This is a genomic window from Vibrio sp. QJM3NY_21 (assembly GCF_057785975.1).
Window position 1 is genome coordinate 337,317 of sequence record NZ_CM173514.1, and the last position, 19,040, is coordinate 356,356.

Consider the following 19,040-nt stretch of genomic DNA (forward strand, 5'->3'; position numbering starts at 1 on the left):
TGGGTCGCGCTCACGGTAATGCTGTTCGTTAAACGGGCTAAATCGAGTTATTCGCCTTGCTTTGCTCAGCTCAGTTTTTCTTTGTAAGCGAGTTATGCAAAGTAGGTTCTTAACCAGAGCCCTATCGGGGAAGTAACGCCTGTTGCGATACTGCTAATCTTTCCATCTTTGATGATGACGATGCTTGGAGTGACATTAACGCCCCAACTTCTGCTGATAGATCCAGAAAGATCATTGATCACAGGAAAGTCATACTCTTTTGCCTCTAAGTAGCGCTGAACACGTTCGTTTGGGCCCGATGAAAGAGCGACTGAAACCACTTGATGGGAGTCGTTGAAGCTATTGACGGTTGGGCTCACAAATTTGCAGGCGCCACACCAAGTTGCCCAAAAATAGACAATGACTGGCTTACCATTTTTGCTTAGCTCGATAACATCAATATCTTTGCCTTTGACTGATTGACCCACAATTGGAATCGCGTCGCCCTGAGGCATGCTTCCGCTGTGATAAAAGTCCATCGAAAATGAAACCACGCCAACGATCAATATCATTGAAACCAGTTCCTTTCCCCACTTCTTAAGACGACTTGGCTTTTTGGTTTCACCCTTTACAGCGCTGTCTTCAGTCGTGCTAGATTTATCTTCATTGTTGGGAGTCTTCATTAATTATCTCGCAGCGTTGATGGCTTGAACGACAGTGTCACTGTCGAGAATGACAGGCAGTGGAATACCGCTTTTATAGCTTGGGCCGTAGACGATATTAAATGGCACACCAAATCGACCATTACTTTGTAGGTATTGAGTGACACTTTCACTTGGTGTTGTCCAATCGCCTTTCATCAAAACAATGTTTTCTTGCTGTAGGTGGCTGTAGACAGGGTCTTGGAGAACGACGCCGATCTTGTTGGCCTTACAGGTAATACACCAATCAGCGGTCACATCGACAAATACCGTTTTGCCTTGCTCAACCAATTGAGGGATTTGTTTTGCATCTAGCTTTTGCCAAGCGAGATCGTCAACAATCGGTGTCGCCCAATTGTCTGCGGTCACACTGCCTACGATTAATGCAGCACCAAACACCAAGGTTGTGGTTGCGACGATAGGAATAAGTACCTTGCGACCCAACTTACGGCCAATCCAAATCAATACTATAATCACGATAAACAGTGACAACAGGATCGTCGGGAATTTACCAATGAATGGGCTCATTAGGCTTGCTAACCATAGACTGGTAATGAACATCATTAAGCCAAATACCAGCTTAACTCTGAACATCCATGCCCCAGGTTTTGGAAGCAGTTTTGTAAGACTTGGGAACAGCGCGAAAATCAACCAAGGTGCACTCATACCGATGCCGAGTGCGATAAAGATAGCCCACAACTCTTGGTAGCTTGCCCCAAGTGCATAAGCGACTGCGGTTCCTAGGAATGGAGCGCTACACGGTGTTGCCAACAGCGTAGCAAACATGCCTTGAATAAAGTGGCCTGAATGTGAGTCGTCGCCTTTAGTCGCCATCCAAGTGTTTAAACCTGATGGTAGTCTGAATTCGAATAACCCAAGTAGGTTAATCGAGAACAGCAAAGTGATGATCAGCATGAACCCGATGAACCAAACATTTTGGAACTGGATTCCCCAACCAATCGCATTGCCACCCATTTTTAGAGCGGTCATGCCAAGGGCTAGGAGTGCAAATGACGTAATGACACCTGACGCAGAAGCTAAGAATGAGAGTCGGATATGTCGATTGGATGCACCTTGATTTTGAATGATGCTATTTAACTTCATTCCTAATACAGGCAACACACATGGCATAATATTGAGGATCAAACCGCCAATCAAAGCAAAGCCGATCATTGCAAGAAAACCGTTGTTACTTGCTTGATAAGCGATAGGTTTTGAGCCGACTTGAGCCGTCATCTCTTCGGCAAAATTAGTGTCTGAAACTGTGACACTAACGGTGCGATCCGTTAAGTCGACTTCGCCTATCCAGTTGCTGACGTCAAATACCGCGGTCATCGTATTGCCGGTGATATGGACGGTTGGTTGAGCAAAGAAGTCATCGATGACTTCTTGCCCGTCAATCAACACCATCGGCTTATCCCAACCTTCGTTACTGGTTAGTTGAGTGACCAGTTGTTGCTTGCTTTTGTCCCAAAATAGACCGTTCACTGAAGTCCGGTTCGCTTCTCTTGGAGATTGGCTCATGCCTTGGTTGAACAAGAACATTGCTTCTTCATCGAACTGCAATTGCTGCGTGTCGATAGGGAGTTCGATGTCATAGTCAGTCAAAACACAAATATTGGTGCACGACGGGAACGAGAGAGAAGCCCTAAATACAGCGGGTTGCGTTTTGTCTTTCAACGTTAGGGTGACAGGAAAGCTTACGTGCTTTTTGTATCCCAGCGTCATTACGTCAAGTTGTTCGTAGTATTTAGGGATCGGCCAATGCCAATCTACAGACTCTATATTAGTTGAATCAGACCAATCCCAGCTTGGCGGAATGCCACCTTCACCTGGGCTGCGCCAATAGGTTTTCCAGTCACCGTCGAGTGTAACGTCCAATACAGTTTGAACGGTACCGCCGTTATCCGACTGTTCACCCGTCGACATCATTCGCATCTTAACTGGCGGATGCTCAGGCACGCTTATCCAGCCCGTGGTTTGAGCCAGGGCGGTAAATGACGTCATGACTAAGATTGCAGTGACGAAAGCTTTTGCGCATGTGCGCATGCAGAATGCCAACGAATCGACAAACTTAGTTAGTAGTGTGTTGTACACAAATGTATCTCCAAAAAATAAATAAAAGGGTGGAATAGCCCGGTTATTTACTCTCTAAATATACAGTGCTTAAGGTGTAAGCGGTGTTTTGTAGGTCGAGCAGAGCGATGATTGTCTCTAGATAATCTCGAGATGTGAGGAGGTAAGTTAAATGCAACAGCAATAATAAGTACGAATGGTATCAGCCAGCCGGTTTTCGGGGCGGCAAAGGTCAGCATTTTCGAACTCAGGCTGCATGAACTTGAATTTGGTGTTGTCAGAGCTTTAGATGCTTCTGAACCAAAAACGCTGGCATAGAGCTCAGACATTTTATCTAAAGATGCGATGACAGCATGTGGGTTGCTGGTTTCTGCGCCGACAAATATTGATTGTCCAACTAAGGAAGCTGAAGCCGTTACTTTATTTGCAGACAGCGTACTCGCCAGACAAGTTACAATAACCAGTCCGGTAAGGAGAAGAGCCCAAAGCGATTGCTTTTGTTGGCGATTCTGTGTGGGTAAGAAAAGTAGCGATGTGTTCAGCAAATTAGTCAGTAATCAAATCAGTTAATAGTTAATAGTTAATAGCTAAAGCGAGCTCATTGAATTGTGGCTAGCTTAGATAAGTTCTCTTCGCGCCACAAGTCATAAAATGGTTAAAGTGAAACCATGTATAAACTAGAGAAACTATATAAACGCGGGAAACGGCATATACACGATAAAAGACGTATAAACATCAACTCACGCGAGTACGACATTGGGCTCTGGTTAAAGTTCACAACAACCGGCAATTAGAACTAATTTATTCTGTATCGATTTGTTTATTCACGATGAGGATATGCAAAAAGCCCAACAGATCTTAGAGGAACTTATTGGGCTTAATCGTTGGTTTTATTGGAAAGGCTTAGTGAGTACGGCGAGGGCCATTACGTACCAAGTCTTTACCATTTTCGAAAACTTCTTTGGTGATCCAGCGAGCGAGCAGAACTTTGTGGCTGCTGTTGAATACAGCAACGAAGTGACGACCATCTGAATTATTGGTTGCCATGCCTACACCTTCAACGCCTTCAAGACCCAAACCGCCAGCTTCCACTGAGATTAGGAACTTTTCTAGTTCTTCTAAGGATTCGATAATATCAAGTTCGTTGTTCATTTCTATGCTCTCTTGCTGTTAGCTAACATCGGATTTAAGGCGTTTTTGTGCATGTGCTTAAGTGACGATATTGGCTGTTGTTCTTTGTTGGTTGCGTACTCTACAGATCATAAGAGGGGATTGGAACTCTCAAATATTAGATACGTACTGATATTTTGCGAATTTTTAACACAACATACGTTTAAATGCTTGTTATCCATATTCTTTTTACTACTATTTAAGGGGTCAATTTAGACATTCATAGGAATTAACATGATAAAGGTTTGGCGTTGTCTATTTTTAATGTTGGCGTTTGTTGCATCAGGGAGTTTTGCACAAAGTGTCGATAAAATAGCAGAAGTACAAGACCAGCTAATGCTGGACCTAACAACATTAGAAACAGCGCACGATGCTGAGAAGCCGTTTCTAGAAGATATATTAAGACGAAAGAACCAAGCACTACGTAAAGAAATTTCCTCCCAATTATCATCCGATAAGAAAGAAGGCTTAGACGCTGTTCTTGCCCAACAGGTAGATCTTTTACAACATTTACTGTCATTGAACGAAGTTAAAATTGTCTCTATGAGCAAAGACAACCGTTCCGCTGAAGGTGATGCTAAAAAGCGTCTTGAATTGTTGATTCAAAAACGTATCGGAATGATGGATGATTACTATCAGCAACTCTCTAAAACCTTAAGTTGGTCAAAAGATCGAGGCGTTGATGTATCGGCTGCGGAAAGTCAGTTAAAAACCGCATTGGTTTCTCGTTCTCAATATCTGACCAATGCGATCCTGTATACAGACACGCAGCGTCAAGATCTAGAGCGTCGCTTGTCTTTTGTTAGTGAAGACGAAAAGGCGACAATAAAAACTGAGTTAATACGTTTCAGCGAACGAACCAGTGTAATGGTTGCCAGCTTAGAGACAAGTATCTCTATGATGGCCCCGTTTGGTGTGGATGTCACTTCGTACAAGCGCATTCTATTAGCGACGACTGGGGACATTAACGCCGATGTGTTGGATGTCGATGTTGCACTGGATCTATTGGATAGCTGGCTTCGATCGTTCAGTTCATGGGCGTTTGACAACACGCCTTCATTTATCGTTAAACTCGCTCTGTTTCTCGGTATTTTATACGTAACTCGCCTTATTGCTAACGTGGCTCGTAAGACCGTTCGTAAGAGTGTCTCGCACTCTAAAATGGACTTTAGCGTATTGATGCAGGAGTTCTTCGTATCCATCGCATCTAAAGCGGTCGTGTTTATTGGTTTGCTTATCGCTCTGTCTCAAATTGGGATTGAGCTAGCGCCACTATTAACCGGTTTCGGTGTTGCGGGTGTCATTATTGGTTTCGCATTGCAAGACACACTATCTAACTTTGCGTCAGGTTTGATGATCTTGATCTATCGTCCTTATGATGTGGGCGACATGGTTAAAGTGGCCGGCGTTCAAGGCACAGTAAAAGACATGAGCTTAGTGTCGACGACCATTCAAACCATCGATAACCAACGCTTGGTGATCCCGAACAACAAGATTTGGGGTGACGTGATCAACAACATCACTGCAGAACGTGTGAGACGTGTTGATATGGTCTTCGGCATTGGTTACTCAGATGATATCGATAAAGCGAAAGCGGTATTGAACGACATCATTCTTGCGCACCCTCTAGTGTTGAAAAAACCAGAACATATGATCAAGCTTCATACCTTGAATACCTCTTCAGTTGATTTCGTAGTACGACCTTGGGTTAAGACTGATGACTACTGGGATGTGTATTGGGATGTGACGGAAACCGTGAAGAAACGCTTCGATGAAGAAGGCATCACGATTCCATTCCCTCAACGAGATGTGCATATTTACAATCACGAAGAGAACTAAACGAAAGAGCTAAGTACGAAAAGCGATTTCGACAAAGCTAAGCGCAGCTTAGAGTCGACATTCTTAATGTGATATCAAATGGACGCTGAATAAGCGTCCATTTTTATGGGCTGTCAGTTTATATTGAGCCTCATTCTTTTATGTCACTTCACCCACCTTAGAATTACGTTATGATGGGGCAGGCTCAGTTTGGACAGTTGAAATCGAATGGATGATTCACAGCAAAAAACGAATAGTAGAAATACAACGGTAAGAAAAGCAACACGAATTGAAAGCGTCATGAACTCTGCGATGTGGCACCTAACCCAGAGAGATATGACGGAAAGCGAGTTGGTTGCGAAGCTCAAAGTGAAAACCGACAATCAAGAATGGATCGATGAAACTCTAGGGACACTGAAAGGCTTCGGGTATCTCAAGTCTGACCAAGTGTTTGCAGAACAATTCGTGGAACAAGCTTTTTCTGGTGAATTCGGTTCTCGATATATTGTCGAAAAATTGAAGAAGAAAGGCCTGACCGATTCAGTGATTTCTGATGCAATCCATAAGGTGTCTTTCGAAAAGTCTATTGATGAGCAAACCATCTTGATAGACCGTATCAACCATTACTATACAAGTTTTACCATGAGCCGTGAAAAGCTTGTCGCGACCCTGCAAAAGCGTGGTTTTAGCTACCAGCAGGTGAAGGTAGCGATTGACCAGCATACGCAGTCGCATGAACTGAAAAGTAATATTCAAATTAAGGCAGAGAAAGCTGATTTGGAAAAAGAGGTGCTTAAATATGCTCGTAAAGGCAAAGGCTTGACTGCTATTCAGCAAGAGCTCAGACAGCGACAAATCGACACCAGCGAGTTGTCATCGTTGGTCGACCGATTAACTAATGAGGAGCAACTGGATTTCTATTCATCTTGTTTGGAACAGCTGCAGAAGAAATCATATGACCTAAACGATCACAAAGAGCGTTCAAAGGCGTACGCAATGTTAAGTCGAAAGGGCTTTTCGTCGGATGAAATCAAATTTGCTCTGAGTGAAGGCAACGAATAACAACCAATATTATGCGTAAAGAGTGCACATAGCCTTACTTTAACGTGTCGTGTGTAGGTTTTCTGTAAGACCTAGGCCATTGCGTAAGGCGAATTGAATCAGGTCATTGTGACTGTTTAAATCGAGCAATCCAAGCATTCTGTATTTATGCGATTCTATCGTTCGAGAGCTAAGGTGGAGCTGTTCTGCACACTCTTTTGCACTAAACCCTTGAGCAATGAGAGCCAAAACCTTGGTTTGTTTTTTTGTGAGTAATAATAGCTTCTCACTATCATCTGCTAGCCGATTCTCATTTTGCTTTAGTGTCCTCGCTAGCGTTGAGTGCTGCCAATAACAGAGCCAAAGTTCACAGACTAACTTTAAGCGCTGGATGTCTTCGAGGTCGAAGGTGGTTTCGTTGTCGTGAAAGTTAGTAAAAGACAATGCTCCCCAGCGTTGGTTAAACAGCTGCAAAGGAATGATGCAGTGCCATCTTCCCCCTTCTTTATAGATCTTCTTTAACACATAGTTTTTGGTTGAAACGAGTTCGTCACTGGTAAAGGTGAGATATGTTTCATTGGTTTTCAATAGCTTTAGGTAATCAAGGTAGTTACCGCCAACCAAACTTTTCTTATCGACAGGAGGTATGTTTGCTTTGGATACTGAACAAGTTTTCCCGTCTTCAAGTAAGACCATTGAATTCGGGTATAGCGTTAAACGATCAATCCCGAACCAATCGAGTACGTCAAAGCTTGCTTCTGACCACGTTGTTTGAAAGTTTTTAGGATCGCTATTAATAAGAGAGGTTGATTGTTTCATTAATAGCTGTTCAAAACTTAGGCTTAAAGCAGACACGTTTTTCCTTTCTCGATACATTCATTAGGTCAATACTCAGAAGATATTCGTTCGAGTGGCTCAGTGCAAGATAAGATTCTTATATATATCATAGGTTCTATTTTTAAGTTTTTTATAACTCTTAGTTCTAGATTGTCGAATGATAAGCAGTACATTTACTGCATTAATTGAACGGTGTTTTTTATAGGCTCAGGATTTTAATTCTGCCTAACAAACCCCGTGATGATTGAGAACATCCGGAATATGGATAACAGCACGGATATAGGGTTTACGCTCGGCTGCGATTCTCAATATAAAAGCCATATCAACATATCATTATGTAATTTAATTGACCAAAGCTATAAAATTTTCAGTAAATTTACGGTATATCAATAACGTATTTTTTTGAACAATAGCGCCACTCCAAAAGGCCGGACTAACAAGGCCGAATCAATATATAGGTAGTGGTTATCATGAAAAAGACATTAGTAGCACTTGCGATTGCGAGCATTTCAAGTTCAGCTTTCGCAGTAAGCACAAGCAGCCAAAACAGCCAAAACGAAGACATGTTTGCATTCGATTCAATGCACAAAGATCAATTCTCAGTATCAGGCTCTTTCGGTGTTGGTGGTTACTACGACACTGGCTCTAAAGCGTTCTACGATGACTGGGCAACGGGTCTTACTCTTGCCGTAAACTACCGTAACAACCGTATTGTTGGTTATTTCGAAACTGATTTGATGGTGAACTACACGACAGACAACAACGTATCTGCGAACGACGCAGCAACAGCTGGTTGGACAAACGGTATCGATACTGGTCCAGCAACAGACGTAGACAAAGCATGGTTAGGTTTCGATACTGGCTACGGTATTGCTTCATTCGGTTGGGAAAACGACACAGCACTAGACAAAGTGGATGGCGCTGGCGATAACACTTACGAGTTTGGCGCTTCTGCTGGTGATGCATCTGACGGCTTCAATGTTGTTAAATTCCAAGGCGCAACAAACGGTATCGCTTATGGTATTTCTTACTTTGAAACAGGTGACGATCATAATGATGCGGATAAAGGCATTAACGGTTACATCGGTTTAGAGCAAGAGGTATTCAACCTATACGCAGGTTATGAAGCTCGTGATGACGATGCTGATTACGAAGTTTACACAGTGACAGGTAACGTTAAGGTTGGTGCTCTTAAACTAGGCATGAACTCTTGGATTGAAGAGAGTGATTCTGCTAAGAATACGGGTTACTACGTTTCAGGTGGCTACACAGTTTCTGAAGACCTAACAATCGCAGCAGGTTACGCGTCTAGCAGCAATGAATTAGATGGTCAATCTGACGTAGATTCTTCTTACATCAATATCGCTGCAATGTACCGTATTGCTGACAACGCTGACATGGGTATTGATATCAAGCAAGACTTAGACGGTTACCGTGTGGGTAAAACTAGCGCGCAATACGACGAAGAAACACACGTATTCGCAGCAGCTTACTACTATTTCTAAGAACTTAAGAACTTAAGAACTTAAGAACTTAAGAACTTAAGAACTTCTAAGAAATTTGATGATAATGGTGTAATAGCTTGCCCGGTCTTTACACCATATTCTCTTCTTTACGCAGTTTAAATATCCACAGTTCGACATGTGGTATGCCACTCAGGTGTTACGAGTGGAATTATTATTTGGAGAAATGTAATGGTTAAAAACATTACTGCTAAGGGTAGTATTTACGGAAATGATACCCTGTTTACGTGTAAACCGAATCGTAATGGATTATTTGAATTGGCGCGCAAACATGGAAGAGTAGCAGGTACTCGCCCGCAAGATCTCAAGAACAAGGTTTATGCTGAATCTCTTGATGAAGCTTGGAATCTACTCAAAACAGAGAAGTTTTATATTGTTTTGACGGGGCAAGTGTTTGGCATTCATCGAAAATCATTGCGAAGTGTTGATTCTGTTGATGTTGAGTTTAATTGTGAAACTCGCTCGATATGTGTCACGGCATAGATCCAACGCTGAATATAAAAAAGGACGATAAATTATCGTCCTTTTTTCGTTTGGTCTTTTGGTTCAACCTTGGCTATAGATGCTCAGCACCCGCTATCGGCCGTATTGCCCAACGATAAAGTGTTCAAACTCATCACACATCTGATGGTTTGACTTATCATTATTCGCCAACTCGGTGGCCCCATCAACGATCGATATCTTCGCATTCAAATCAGCGACTGGTGCACGTTCTCTTGTCGACAGCTGTTTGATTTTTTGCCCCTCAATAGCCCAAGCTTGCTCTGGCGATAAGTTGCACTCGTCAGCGAGGTATTTGGCATTAAAACCTTCCCCTGTCAGGCTTTCGATTGTCCCATTATGATTGATGCTATTTCCTTGGTGCCAATAGTGCTTAGCTAATAAAGGGCCGATCTCTGGGTTATCCGTTAAGTAGCCAAACTTATCGGTGAAATACGCACGAGTCTGATACACCGCCATATGAGCCAGCAGGTAACCTTGATACGCGCAAGAGGCTTCATCCGATAAGAGATGCGGGATCGCCATTAATGGACGAGGGCTACAAGCCAATCCAAGAATCGTTTTCTCACTGCCACGAGCAAGCGCGGTGATCTTTTCAGGTGTCAGATCTTCATCCGCCAATTCGTAAAGTGCTCGCTCGAAATACGGAACCACTAAAATGCTGCGTTCTTGATAAGCTCTGAAGGGTTGTTTGTTATCGATGATTGCTTTGATTAACTCATCAGGTACTGCTTGGCCATCTGCATTAAGCGCGTATTGTTTGAGCCAATCGGCGTCATTTAACAAGCTGTCACAGAACATGGATTGCGTTTCGGCATAAGCCATCGAGGTTGGTGCAAACTCTTGCGAGAAACACGGTGCGTTCATTTTAACGTTAGCAAAATGGGCCGCATGACCACCCTCGTGAAATAGTGTATTGATGCCATCATAACCGCTACCTACTTGATCGGGCTTTGCGTTGCTCGTGAAGTTAACTTGAGCCGCTACCCAAGTGTCTTGATCGTAGAAAGATGGGATAGGGCCATGGCAGAAACCATTAGGGTACTTACCTTTACGATCAAGCAGATCCAATTTTAATGTCGCTTGAGAGTATTCGATGTTTAGGCGACCAAAAGATTCAATCCAGCGTCGAAGTGACTTTGAGAACGGAACATAAGGATCAAGATCATTCATAACGTCACCTGCAAAAGAGTAGGTAAAGTTATGGGCTTGAAGTGCATTCTCGCCTTTCTGCTCAGCCAAATTGGCTAGGCTTTGCTGATGGCTATCACGCGTGCGTGCTTCGAAGTCATCCAGAATCGTAAACAGTTGTTCTGTCGTCATCTGTTCGGTTTTCAGCACCGAGTAATCAAAGAAGGTTTTAAATCCCAGTGATTGAGCAAATTGGTTACGTTTCTTGATCAGCTCAATAAAGCCGTTAGTCAGCAGCCACTGTTCTAAATCTAATAGTGCTTGATGTGCAGAAAGCCTAACTTGTTCATTTCCATTACTTCTAACTGCTGAGCCTAAAACGGGCAGTGATCCTTCTGTTTCATCACCCGTTTCATTTACGTAAGTCATCACATGATTTTGTTTTTTCTCAAACAGTTCAGCCTCAAACTTTATGAGATCGGCTTTAAGCTTCTGTGACTGCTCAGACTCAATAGCGTGAGATCTAAAGGTCGCTAACCAACCATTCAAGCCTGTTAGCGTACTCTCTTTTTCTAGGGGATCTTGAATTTTATCGATAGCAGCTAGTTGCGTTTCGATAGCAGCAATCTGTTCGGCAGAGCTTAGAAATTCAGTCCACTGAGTCTGCGCGAGTGTCGAGCCATCGTGGTCGTCACTGATGCCCATATATGTATCCCAAAAGAAGTCTTCTTTCGCTTTATGAGTCGCAAGGTACTTTTGATTCAATTGGTTGAGATAGTTCGTTGCAGTCATGACATTCCTTGAAATTTAACCAGTAATTTCAACATTATGACACATTGATTGAATGTATTTTGTGACGATAGATATAACAGAATGCAAGTCTTCTTAGTATCAAGCTTGTTAATATTAGCCATTACCAATAATTTTTTAGCTAAAAAGAGGTCAGTCGATAAGTTGTTTGTCGGCTGGTCACGTATAATGAACGCTTCATACCGCGCGAAATAAGCACAATTAATGAGAACTCTTCCTGTCTTAATCCTACCTTTGTTATTGGCTCTGAGTACCCTTTCATTTTCTGTGCAAGCGAGTGAAAGCTGGTGGTTGCGAACGGTATTCAATAGCAGTTCAGCTCAACCTAGTTCTCAAAATTATGTTAACGATAATGACCTAATGGATTGTGGTGAGATCGAAGGTGCTCTTCTGTGCAGTGATTTGACGCGGTATTACGATCTGAATGTTTATGTTGAATTGGAGTTGGGCGACTCAAGCGTCGAGGTGGTTCGCTTAAACCTGCCATATTCGAACCTAAGTTACACAAAGCTTCAAGCCTACCTTCGCCAAGATGGCTTTGCTCTCAGCTCAATTCGTATTGGAGAGGATGAGTTCGATGTCGTCGCTCTACTTGAACAAGTGAAACGTGAGGGCGTTGGTTACGAGAAGGTAGATAAACAACTCGTTGAATTCATCAATGCGCCGCATCATTCCTCTGAGCAAATGAGTTTATGGAATGTGCCTAGTTCTTCCTCATCTTCTTCTCGTTCTTCAGCTCCTTGGATTCAGTTACATAGTGATGGCGACAACTTAACGGTTGAACTAAATCGTCTTTAATTGCTCAAATTTATAGATAGTTTCGTCATTCATCAGAGTAAACAAGCCTTTCAGGAGAACGGTTGACGGGCAGACAGCAAGCTATTATTCATTTAAGTGTTCGTTTTTCTGTGGCTCTCACATTTTTTATTAAGCGTTCACCTTTGCCATTTGTTATACGTTGAGCCTTCGGTAAAACGAGCTTAGGATACGTGTAGTATTGATAAAGGAGACAACCCATGGTTGCAAGAGTAACGACAGCGCCACAAGGCCCAGAACTTTCTGAGTTGGTGCAAGGATACTGGCGTACAGCAGAGTGGGGCATGACCCCGCAACAACGCCTGACTTTCCTGAAGCAGCACATTGATCTTGGTATCACAACTGTTGATCACGCGGATATTTACGGTAACTACCAATGTGAAAAGTTGTTTGGTGAAGCATTAGCGCTTGAGCCAAGCCTTCGTGATGATATTCAAATCGTCACCAAGTGCGACATCAACTTGTGTGGTGACCACACTCCAGATCGTAAGATCAATCACTATGACACCAGCGCGCACCATATTTACCAATCAGTAAATAATTCTCTAGAGCGCTTGGGTGTAACCGAACTGGATGTATTACTGATTCATCGCCCTGATGTACTGATGGATGCAGATGAAGTAGCAGAAGCGTTCGCTGAACTGCATAAGGTAGGTAAAGTTAAGCATTTCGGTGTTTCTAACTTTTCACCGCGTCAGTTCGACTTACTGCAATCTCGACTAGGTAAGCCACTGGTGACTAACCAAGTTGAAATCAATCCATTGAACTTCGAAGTCGCCCATGATGGTACGCTGGATCAACTGCAGATGAACCGTATTCGTCCAATGGCGTGGTCTTGTCTCGGTGGTGGTAGCATCTTCAGTGGCGATTCAGTACAAGCAATTCGCGTTCGTGATGAGCTAGAAGCGATTCGCCAAGAAGTGGGTGCGGACAGCATTGACCAAGTGATTTACGCTTGGGTTCGCCGTTTACCGTCTAACCCGATCGCGATTATTGGCTCAGGAAAGATTGAACGTGTGAAGACGGCCGTTGATGCACTGAAAATCGAACTGACTCGCGAGCAATGGTATCGCGTATGGGTTGCATCTAAAGGCCACGGTGTGCCATAGAGACCTTTGGGGTCTGGCATTTATCCACAGACTTAGATGTTTCAACGTAAAAAACCAGCACCCCAGCTGGTTTTTTTGTATTCGCCTAACATGTTGCTCCAAAACTGTGATTAAGGTGGAATAATTTTCAAAAACACTCATAATGCACTCTGTTTTTCACCAGTTGGATATTTCCATTGAGCACTTCAAAATTCTCTTCAATCGCCCTTAAGCCAGAGCTTCTAAATACGTTAGATTCTCTTGGTTATACTGAAATGACGCCTATTCAAGCGTTAAGTCTTCCTATTATTCTGGATGGCAAGGATGTTATCGGTCAGGGTAAAACGGGTTCAGGTAAAACAGCTGCCTTTGGTTTAGGCGTGCTGCAAAACCTACGCGTTAAGCGTTTTCGTGTTCAATCTTTAGTGTTATGTCCGACTCGTGAGCTTGCAGACCAAGTAGCAAAAGAGATCCGTACTCTTGCTCGTGGCATTCACAATATTAAAGTGCTGACACTATGTGGCGGTATGCCAATGGGGCCACAAATTGGTTCATTAGAGCATGGCGCACACATTCTTGTGGGCACTCCTGGTCGTATCCTGGACCACCTAGAGAGAGAGCGTATTGACCTGTCTGAGTTGAACACACTTGTGTTAGATGAAGCCGATCGCATGCTGGAAATGGGTTTCCAAGATGCACTAGATGCTGTTATTGAAGCAGCACCAAAAGATCGTCAAACGTTATTGTTCAGTGCAACTTTCCCTAAACAGATTAAATCTGTTGCAGACCGCATCATGAATAACCCTGAAATGGTGAAGGTTGAATCAACGCACGATCACTCAAGCATCCAACAACACTTTTATAAGGTTGAAGGTACTGAAGCTCGTGATGACGCACTAGAGCTAATGCTTCTTCATCATCAACCAGAGTCAGCGGTTGTGTTCTGTAATACTAAGAAAGAAGTACAGAACGTAAATGATGAGCTAAGCCACCGTGGTTTCAGTGTTATCGAGCTTCATGGCGACATGGAACAGCGTGAACGTGACCAAGCTTTGGTTCAGTTCTCAAACAAAACCATCTCTATCTTGGTTGCAACCGATGTTGCCGCTCGTGGTCTTGATGTTGATAACCTAGATGCTGTGTTCAACTTTGAGTTGTCTCGCGATCCTGAAGTTCACGTACACCGCATCGGTCGTACTGGACGTGCAGGAAGCAAAGGCGTCGCTATCAGCTTCTTTAGCGAAAAAGAGATGCACCGTGTTGCTCAAATTGATGAGTACATGGATATGCCAATCGAACCATCTCAGTTGCCAGCTAAACCAATCGCTAAGCCGTACTACTCAAACATGGTAACCATCCAGATTGATGGTGGTAAGAAAGCGAAACTTCGCGCAGGCGATATCCTTGGTGCGTTGACAGGCCAAGGCGGTATTGATGGTAAGTCAGTAGGTAAGATCAACTTGTTCGCGATGCGTGCTTACGTTGCTGTAGAAAGATCAATGGCTAAGAAAGCATTAGGTAAAATCGAATCAGGTAAAATGAAGGGTCGTCAATTCCGCGCCCGAATTCTGAAGTAATTCGAGATTGTCTCCCTTTACTGCTAAGTCATGCTAGTGATAATGCAGTAAAGGGTGTTCCACAGCCAGTAACGTATCAAACGTTTATTCATCAGGTCTGATCGAATAGAAATCGTTGATATGTCTTCCTTCGCTAAGATACCAAATCATCGCTTCCTGTCGATTATTAGCGGATATCGTAATTGTGGTTAGTCTTCCATCGTCAAAATAACAAAGCTCGTACTCTAACTCGCTTGTATAATGAGGAGTAGCGGCCATAGCTTACCTCCCAAATATTAATCATTTGAAAATAAATAAACCATTCGTTTATAGGTTTCGTTTACATCAAATGAGCAATAAAAATCAAGTTACATCACTGCCATTAATTATTTTTAGTTTAATCATTTGCCGAAATAGCTAGATTAGCAAGTCTGAGTCTCAATTTATCTCAAAGTTTTTACAGCCACTGCTTATTAAGGCTACTTTTATAAGAGCTAGAACGAGCGTTATAAGAACTAGAGCTAACCTTAAAAGGGTGAGTTAATGGATTGTGGATTTGTTGAATATCGTGAGAGGGTTAAATGAGAAAGTGTCGATGGTTAGTCTTATTAGTCTGTTTTGTATTCGCTGGTTGCGGGACTAAATTTGCCTACAACAATATAAGCTGGTTTGCGGTTAGCTATATTGAAGACTTTGTTTCTCTATCCAACAGTCAAGAATCAGAGCTCGAAGAGCGCCTCGACTTATTACAGCAATGGCATAAAGAAACCCAACTTCCGCTGTATATGTCGCAACTGCAAGCGATTCAAAACCTAGACCGTTCTGATATGAATTCAGCTTTTATCATTGATCAAAGTGAACAAACTAAAAATCATATTCGCTTAATCGTTAACAAGTTCTCTCCTGATATTTACGCATTAAGTATGCAGCTTACCCCTGAGCAAGATAACGAATTCTTAAAGAACTTTAGAGAAAAGCAGCAAGAGTATTACGAAGAAAGATTATCATTGAATGATGAAGATTCGAGAGAACGATATCGAAGTCGAATAGAAGATAGGCTAGAGCGATGGCTAGGGTCGGTATCGAAAGAGCAAAAACAGATTATTTCGACTTGGTCTCAAGAGTGGGTAAATACCAACGAGAACTGGCGCCAATATCAAAATAATACCTACCAAGATCTCACAACTCTTATGAAAAAGAAGACTGACCTACATATTGCGCAGCCAATTATTATGAACTTACTTTTGAATAATGAAGCTTATTATCCGCAAGAACTGGAGTCTAAGCTTGATAAGAATATGCAGACATCAGCGAAGTTTTTGGTGGATATCGCGGCAGCGAGTAGTGATAAGCAATGGTCTTATTTCATGAATGAGTTAGAGAGCCTCAAGTCAACGCTGGTGGCATTGCAGGAGTAGGGCGGTTCTAAGTAACACCCGTATATAATAAGGCTGATTTCGCGAAACGAATCAGCCTTTATTTCGATCTATGGTTTGTAGTTTGTAGCTGAGAGCCGAGAGCTTTAATTGCGATTGCTCATTAACAGCTTTGGAATCGAGCCTTTAGCGGTCTTAGATATTTTCTGCATCAGTTGAAAGCTTGGCTGTTGAATGCCGTGGTCATTTTGAAGTTCATCAATCATCAATAACCATAAGCGTGTTGTCATTTCTGAATCGGCTAACGCTCTGTGAAAAGTACCATCGTTGTCGATATTTTTGAAACGTACAAGGTCACCCAGTTTATGAGTGGGTGCGTCTTGAATCAGGCGGCGAGCAATCAACATTGAGCAAGCGAACTTGCCTGTGTAGTCTCGGCCAATAAAGTCTAATTCCGCATCTAGAAAGCGTTTATCAAACGACGCATTGTGAGCAACCAGTTGGCTGTCTTGGATAAAGTCGGCAAACTCATCCATCACTTCACTACAACTAGCCGATGTGCTTAACATACGGTTACTGATTCCGGTATAGCTTTCAATGAACCCGCTAACACGAAACCCTGGATTCATGAGCTGCTGGAACGTGTCGACGACTTCGCCGTTAACGAGTTTAACCGCACCGATTTCAATCGCTCGGTCACCCATGTTTGGTGATAAGCCTGTGGTTTCGAAATCGAGAACGATAACGGAGTCTGCGGAGTTTGGAGCCATCGTGTTTCCTAATTACTATTGGGTTGTATAGCTTTATATGGAGCGCTTAGTGTTACTACGGGGCGATCTATTGCGTGTTCTCGCTGATCGTGAGCTCAGTGTAACCTGTCGAATCGTCATGCTCTCTGTTGAAGGTCAAGGTATCGTAGCGGTGAACAATCAATTCAGCAGTGGTCGCGATAATCGTCCCTTCAAGCAAGTGCCCACCAATCACATCGCCATTTTCATCAGCAACGGATATATGAACATGCTGGTGGTTTGGGGTTAGCGTCGCCATCACAGACACAATTTCGAACGGAGCTTTGATTAGCTTGGTATTGTTCGCATTAGCCAGACGAATATTGAGTTGTGAAACACACCCGACACAAGACGCAATAGAGCCTGCCGAGATATTGTGCGTTGTCACTAGTTTTTGGAGCTCAAGCTTTAGATCTTGGCCTCTAGTTAATCTCGTTACGATAGGGGGGATCATCTAGTTACCTGCCTTTATTCGTGTTTCAAAGAACAAAACGAAGCCGTATTGGGCTTCGTTTCATTTGTATTTTGGTTAACGCGACTCTCGCATTGTCTAAATTTGAAATTACTCAGGTTGCTGCAGGTCTCTTTTCTTTTTAGGCACGAAGTTCAATACAGAGATTGGTACTTCTTTACGTGGTTCGAAACCTTCAACTACACGTCGTTCAATCAAGTGACCAAGACGTTTTTCAATAATACATAGGTTCTTGAAGTTGTCTTTCGATAGGAAAGAGATCGCTTCACCAGATGCATCAGCACGGCCTGTACGACCAATACGGTGAACATAGTCGTCTGCTGGGAATGGGATGTCGTAGTTCACTACGCGGCTTAGGTTATCGATATCGATACCACGAGCAGCAACCCCTGTTGCAACTAGATATTTTAGACGACCTTTTTTGAAATCAGCCAGAATCTTTTCACGAATCGCTTGGCTACGTCCACTGTGGAAAGCTTCCGCTTCGATACCACGCTTTTCAAGTTGAGCAACCAACTTAGCCGCGCCGTGCTTAGTCTCGATAAAGATAAGCGCTTGGTCCCACTCACCGTCAGTGATCATGTGGCTCAATAGTGCAGACTTACGGTCTTTATCAACTGTTACCAACCATTGCTCGATGTTCGCTTTAGAAGCGTCAGTTTTGGCAATTGAAATCTCTTCCGCTTCACTGATTGCGCTTTTCGCTAGCGCACGAACTGGCGTTGATAGCGTTGCTGAGAACAACAGGTTTTGAATGTTTTGTGGCAAACGTGCGATGATCTTGTTGATGTCTTCGATGAAACCCATGTCTAGCATGCGGTCAGCTTCATCAAGAACCAGTACTTCGACTTCATCAAAGTGAACGGCACGTTGTCCGTACATATCGATCAAACGACCTGGTGTTGCCACAAGAATATCGACGCCTTCAATAAGACGATCTTTCTGGTGTTGGTAAGAGACGCCACCGTACATCGCTAATGATGTTAGGTTTAGGAACTTCGCGTACTTAGTAATGTTCTGCTCAACCTGAATCGCAAGTTCACGAGTTGGTGTCAGAATAACAGCACGAATACGCTTTTTACGTTGTGTTTCACCTTTACTTAGCATTTCTAAGATAGGGAGAACAAAGCTCGCAGTTTTACCTGTACCTGTTTGTGCAGCAGCAATAAGGTTCTTACCAGAAAGTACAATTGGAATTGCTTTTTCTTGAATAGAGGTTGGCTTTTCATAGCCTTGTTTTGCAACGGCTTTAACAATAGGTGAGCTTAATCCAAGCTTGGAAAATGGCATAAGTTTCTCGGTATGATTTGGCTAAATAGCGATGGAAAGGTTCAACAATCTTATACAAGGATAAGAT

17 protein-coding genes are annotated in these 19,040 nt (G+C 43.0%); 8 read left to right on the forward strand and 9 right to left on the reverse strand.

What is annotated here, in order from left to right:
- Positions 1-92: 92 nt before the first annotated feature.
- The 3 genes from AC3CID_RS17390 to AC3CID_RS17400 form a co-directional block, all read right to left on the reverse strand.
- Positions 93-662: a protein disulfide oxidoreductase gene (locus AC3CID_RS17390; protein WP_054545745.1), complete on the reverse strand. Its 570-nt coding sequence runs from the start codon at positions 660-662 to the stop codon at positions 93-95.
- Between the two features lie 3 nt (positions 663-665).
- Positions 666-2,729 (reverse strand): protein-disulfide reductase DsbD family protein, encoded by a 2,064-nt coding sequence (locus tag AC3CID_RS17395; protein ID WP_054546309.1) that lies wholly within the window; start codon positions 2,727-2,729, stop codon positions 666-668.
- Between the two features lie 930 nt (positions 2,730-3,659).
- The gene (locus tag AC3CID_RS17400; RefSeq protein ID WP_004731805.1) at positions 3,660-3,908 is read right to left on the reverse strand and encodes a hypothetical protein; all 249 of its coding nucleotides are present in this window, start codon (positions 3,906-3,908) and stop codon (positions 3,660-3,662) included.
- A 252-nt stretch (positions 3,909-4,160) separates the two neighbouring features.
- On the opposite strand from AC3CID_RS17400, the gene AC3CID_RS17405 reads away from it, so the two are divergent.
- Together AC3CID_RS17405 and AC3CID_RS17410 are read left to right on the forward strand one after the other, a co-directional pair.
- Positions 4,161-5,765, forward strand: coding sequence for a mechanosensitive ion channel family protein (locus AC3CID_RS17405; RefSeq protein ID WP_054545744.1), 1,605 nt, complete (start codon positions 4,161-4,163; stop codon positions 5,763-5,765).
- 207 nt (positions 5,766-5,972) lie between these two features.
- Positions 5,973-6,806 (forward strand): RecX family transcriptional regulator, encoded by an 834-nt coding sequence (locus AC3CID_RS17410; RefSeq protein WP_054545743.1) that lies wholly within the window; start codon positions 5,973-5,975, stop codon positions 6,804-6,806.
- Positions 6,807-6,845: 39 nt separating this feature from the next.
- On the opposite strand, the gene AC3CID_RS17415 is transcribed toward AC3CID_RS17410, so the two are convergent.
- Positions 6,846-7,640, reverse strand: coding sequence for a response regulator transcription factor (locus AC3CID_RS17415; RefSeq protein WP_017077418.1), 795 nt, complete (start codon positions 7,638-7,640; stop codon positions 6,846-6,848).
- Positions 7,641-8,092: 452 nt separating this feature from the next.
- Here AC3CID_RS17415 and AC3CID_RS17420 point away from each other — a divergent pair, with 452 nt between their 5' ends.
- Both AC3CID_RS17420 and AC3CID_RS17425 read left to right on the forward strand, forming a co-directional pair.
- The gene (locus AC3CID_RS17420) at positions 8,093-9,127 is read left to right on the forward strand and encodes a porin (RefSeq protein WP_054545742.1); all 1,035 of its coding nucleotides are present in this window, start codon (positions 8,093-8,095) and stop codon (positions 9,125-9,127) included.
- A 189-nt stretch (positions 9,128-9,316) separates the two neighbouring features.
- The gene (locus AC3CID_RS17425) at positions 9,317-9,628 is read left to right on the forward strand and encodes a hypothetical protein (RefSeq protein ID WP_029222415.1); all 312 of its coding nucleotides are present in this window, start codon (positions 9,317-9,319) and stop codon (positions 9,626-9,628) included.
- Positions 9,629-9,721: 93 nt separating this feature from the next.
- On the opposite strand, the gene AC3CID_RS17430 is transcribed toward AC3CID_RS17425, so the two are convergent.
- Positions 9,722-11,569, reverse strand: coding sequence for a M3 family metallopeptidase (locus AC3CID_RS17430; RefSeq protein WP_488527779.1), 1,848 nt, complete (start codon positions 11,567-11,569; stop codon positions 9,722-9,724).
- Between the two features lie 222 nt (positions 11,570-11,791).
- Here AC3CID_RS17430 and AC3CID_RS17435 point away from each other — a divergent pair, with 222 nt between their 5' ends.
- The 3 genes from AC3CID_RS17435 to dbpA all read left to right on the forward strand — a co-directional run bounded on the left by AC3CID_RS17435 (position 11,792) and on the right by dbpA (position 15,068).
- A complete protein-coding gene (locus AC3CID_RS17435; protein ID WP_488527780.1) occupies positions 11,792-12,385 on the forward strand; it encodes a hypothetical protein in 594 nt (197 codons plus the stop codon).
- A gap of 218 nt (positions 12,386-12,603) precedes the next feature.
- Positions 12,604-13,512 carry an aldo/keto reductase gene (locus AC3CID_RS17440; protein WP_102280605.1) on the forward strand — a complete coding sequence of 303 codons (909 nt, stop codon included), beginning with the start codon at positions 12,604-12,606 and terminating at the stop codon, positions 13,510-13,512.
- A 176-nt stretch (positions 13,513-13,688) separates the two neighbouring features.
- The gene (gene dbpA / locus AC3CID_RS17445; RefSeq protein WP_017074818.1) at positions 13,689-15,068 is read left to right on the forward strand and encodes an ATP-dependent RNA helicase DbpA; all 1,380 of its coding nucleotides are present in this window, start codon (positions 13,689-13,691) and stop codon (positions 15,066-15,068) included.
- 84 nt (positions 15,069-15,152) lie between these two features.
- Here dbpA and AC3CID_RS17450 read toward each other — a convergent pair whose 3' ends face one another.
- Positions 15,153-15,326 (reverse strand): hypothetical protein, encoded by a 174-nt coding sequence (locus AC3CID_RS17450; RefSeq protein ID WP_017087326.1) that lies wholly within the window; start codon positions 15,324-15,326, stop codon positions 15,153-15,155.
- 302 nt (positions 15,327-15,628) lie between these two features.
- Between AC3CID_RS17450 and AC3CID_RS17455 the strand changes: the two genes are divergently transcribed.
- A complete protein-coding gene (locus AC3CID_RS17455) occupies positions 15,629-16,465 on the forward strand; it encodes a DUF6279 family lipoprotein (RefSeq protein ID WP_488527781.1) in 837 nt (278 codons plus the stop codon).
- A 104-nt stretch (positions 16,466-16,569) separates the two neighbouring features.
- On the opposite strand, the gene AC3CID_RS17460 is transcribed toward AC3CID_RS17455, so the two are convergent.
- The 3 genes from AC3CID_RS17460 to AC3CID_RS17470 form a co-directional block, all read right to left on the reverse strand.
- Positions 16,570-17,193, reverse strand: coding sequence for a 3'-5' exonuclease (locus AC3CID_RS17460; protein ID WP_488527782.1), 624 nt, complete (start codon positions 17,191-17,193; stop codon positions 16,570-16,572).
- Between the two features lie 67 nt (positions 17,194-17,260).
- The gene (locus tag AC3CID_RS17465; RefSeq protein WP_488527783.1) at positions 17,261-17,665 is read right to left on the reverse strand and encodes a PPC domain-containing DNA-binding protein; all 405 of its coding nucleotides are present in this window, start codon (positions 17,663-17,665) and stop codon (positions 17,261-17,263) included.
- Positions 17,666-17,773: 108 nt separating this feature from the next.
- Entirely contained in the window at positions 17,774-18,973 is a 1,200-nt protein-coding gene (locus tag AC3CID_RS17470) for a DEAD/DEAH box helicase (protein WP_009844775.1), read from the reverse strand.
- Positions 18,974-19,040 lie beyond the last annotated feature (67 nt).

What these genes read in the sequence shown, in the direction of transcription:
- AC3CID_RS17450 (WP_017087326.1), bottom strand. Translation starts at nt 15,326, where the DNA reads ATGGCCGCTACTCCTCATTATACAAGCGAGTTAGAGTACGAGCTTTGT.
- AC3CID_RS17405 (WP_054545744.1), top strand. Translation starts at nt 4,161, where the DNA reads ATGATAAAGGTTTGGCGTTGTCTATTTTTAATGTTGGCGTTTGTTGCA.
- AC3CID_RS17435 (WP_488527780.1), top strand. Translation starts at nt 11,792, where the DNA reads ATGAGAACTCTTCCTGTCTTAATCCTACCTTTGTTATTGGCTCTGAGT.
- AC3CID_RS17455 (WP_488527781.1), top strand. Translation starts at nt 15,629, where the DNA reads ATGAGAAAGTGTCGATGGTTAGTCTTATTAGTCTGTTTTGTATTCGCT.
- AC3CID_RS17465 (WP_488527783.1), bottom strand. Translation starts at nt 17,665, where the DNA reads ATGATCCCCCCTATCGTAACGAGATTAACTAGAGGCCAAGATCTAAAG.
- AC3CID_RS17420 (WP_054545742.1), top strand. Translation starts at nt 8,093, where the DNA reads ATGAAAAAGACATTAGTAGCACTTGCGATTGCGAGCATTTCAAGTTCA.
- AC3CID_RS17390 (WP_054545745.1), bottom strand. Translation starts at nt 662, where the DNA reads ATGAAGACTCCCAACAATGAAGATAAATCTAGCACGACTGAAGACAGC.
- AC3CID_RS17425 (WP_029222415.1), top strand. Translation starts at nt 9,317, where the DNA reads ATGGTTAAAAACATTACTGCTAAGGGTAGTATTTACGGAAATGATACC.
- AC3CID_RS17470 (WP_009844775.1), bottom strand. Translation starts at nt 18,973, where the DNA reads ATGCCATTTTCCAAGCTTGGATTAAGCTCACCTATTGTTAAAGCCGTT.
- AC3CID_RS17395 (WP_054546309.1), bottom strand. Translation starts at nt 2,729, where the DNA reads ATGCGCACATGCGCAAAAGCTTTCGTCACTGCAATCTTAGTCATGACG.
- AC3CID_RS17400 (WP_004731805.1), bottom strand. Translation starts at nt 3,908, where the DNA reads ATGAACAACGAACTTGATATTATCGAATCCTTAGAAGAACTAGAAAAG.
- AC3CID_RS17410 (WP_054545743.1), top strand. Translation starts at nt 5,973, where the DNA reads ATGGATGATTCACAGCAAAAAACGAATAGTAGAAATACAACGGTAAGA.
- AC3CID_RS17460 (WP_488527782.1), bottom strand. Translation starts at nt 17,193, where the DNA reads ATGGCTCCAAACTCCGCAGACTCCGTTATCGTTCTCGATTTCGAAACC.
- AC3CID_RS17440 (WP_102280605.1), top strand. Translation starts at nt 12,604, where the DNA reads ATGGTTGCAAGAGTAACGACAGCGCCACAAGGCCCAGAACTTTCTGAG.
- AC3CID_RS17430 (WP_488527779.1), bottom strand. Translation starts at nt 11,569, where the DNA reads ATGACTGCAACGAACTATCTCAACCAATTGAATCAAAAGTACCTTGCG.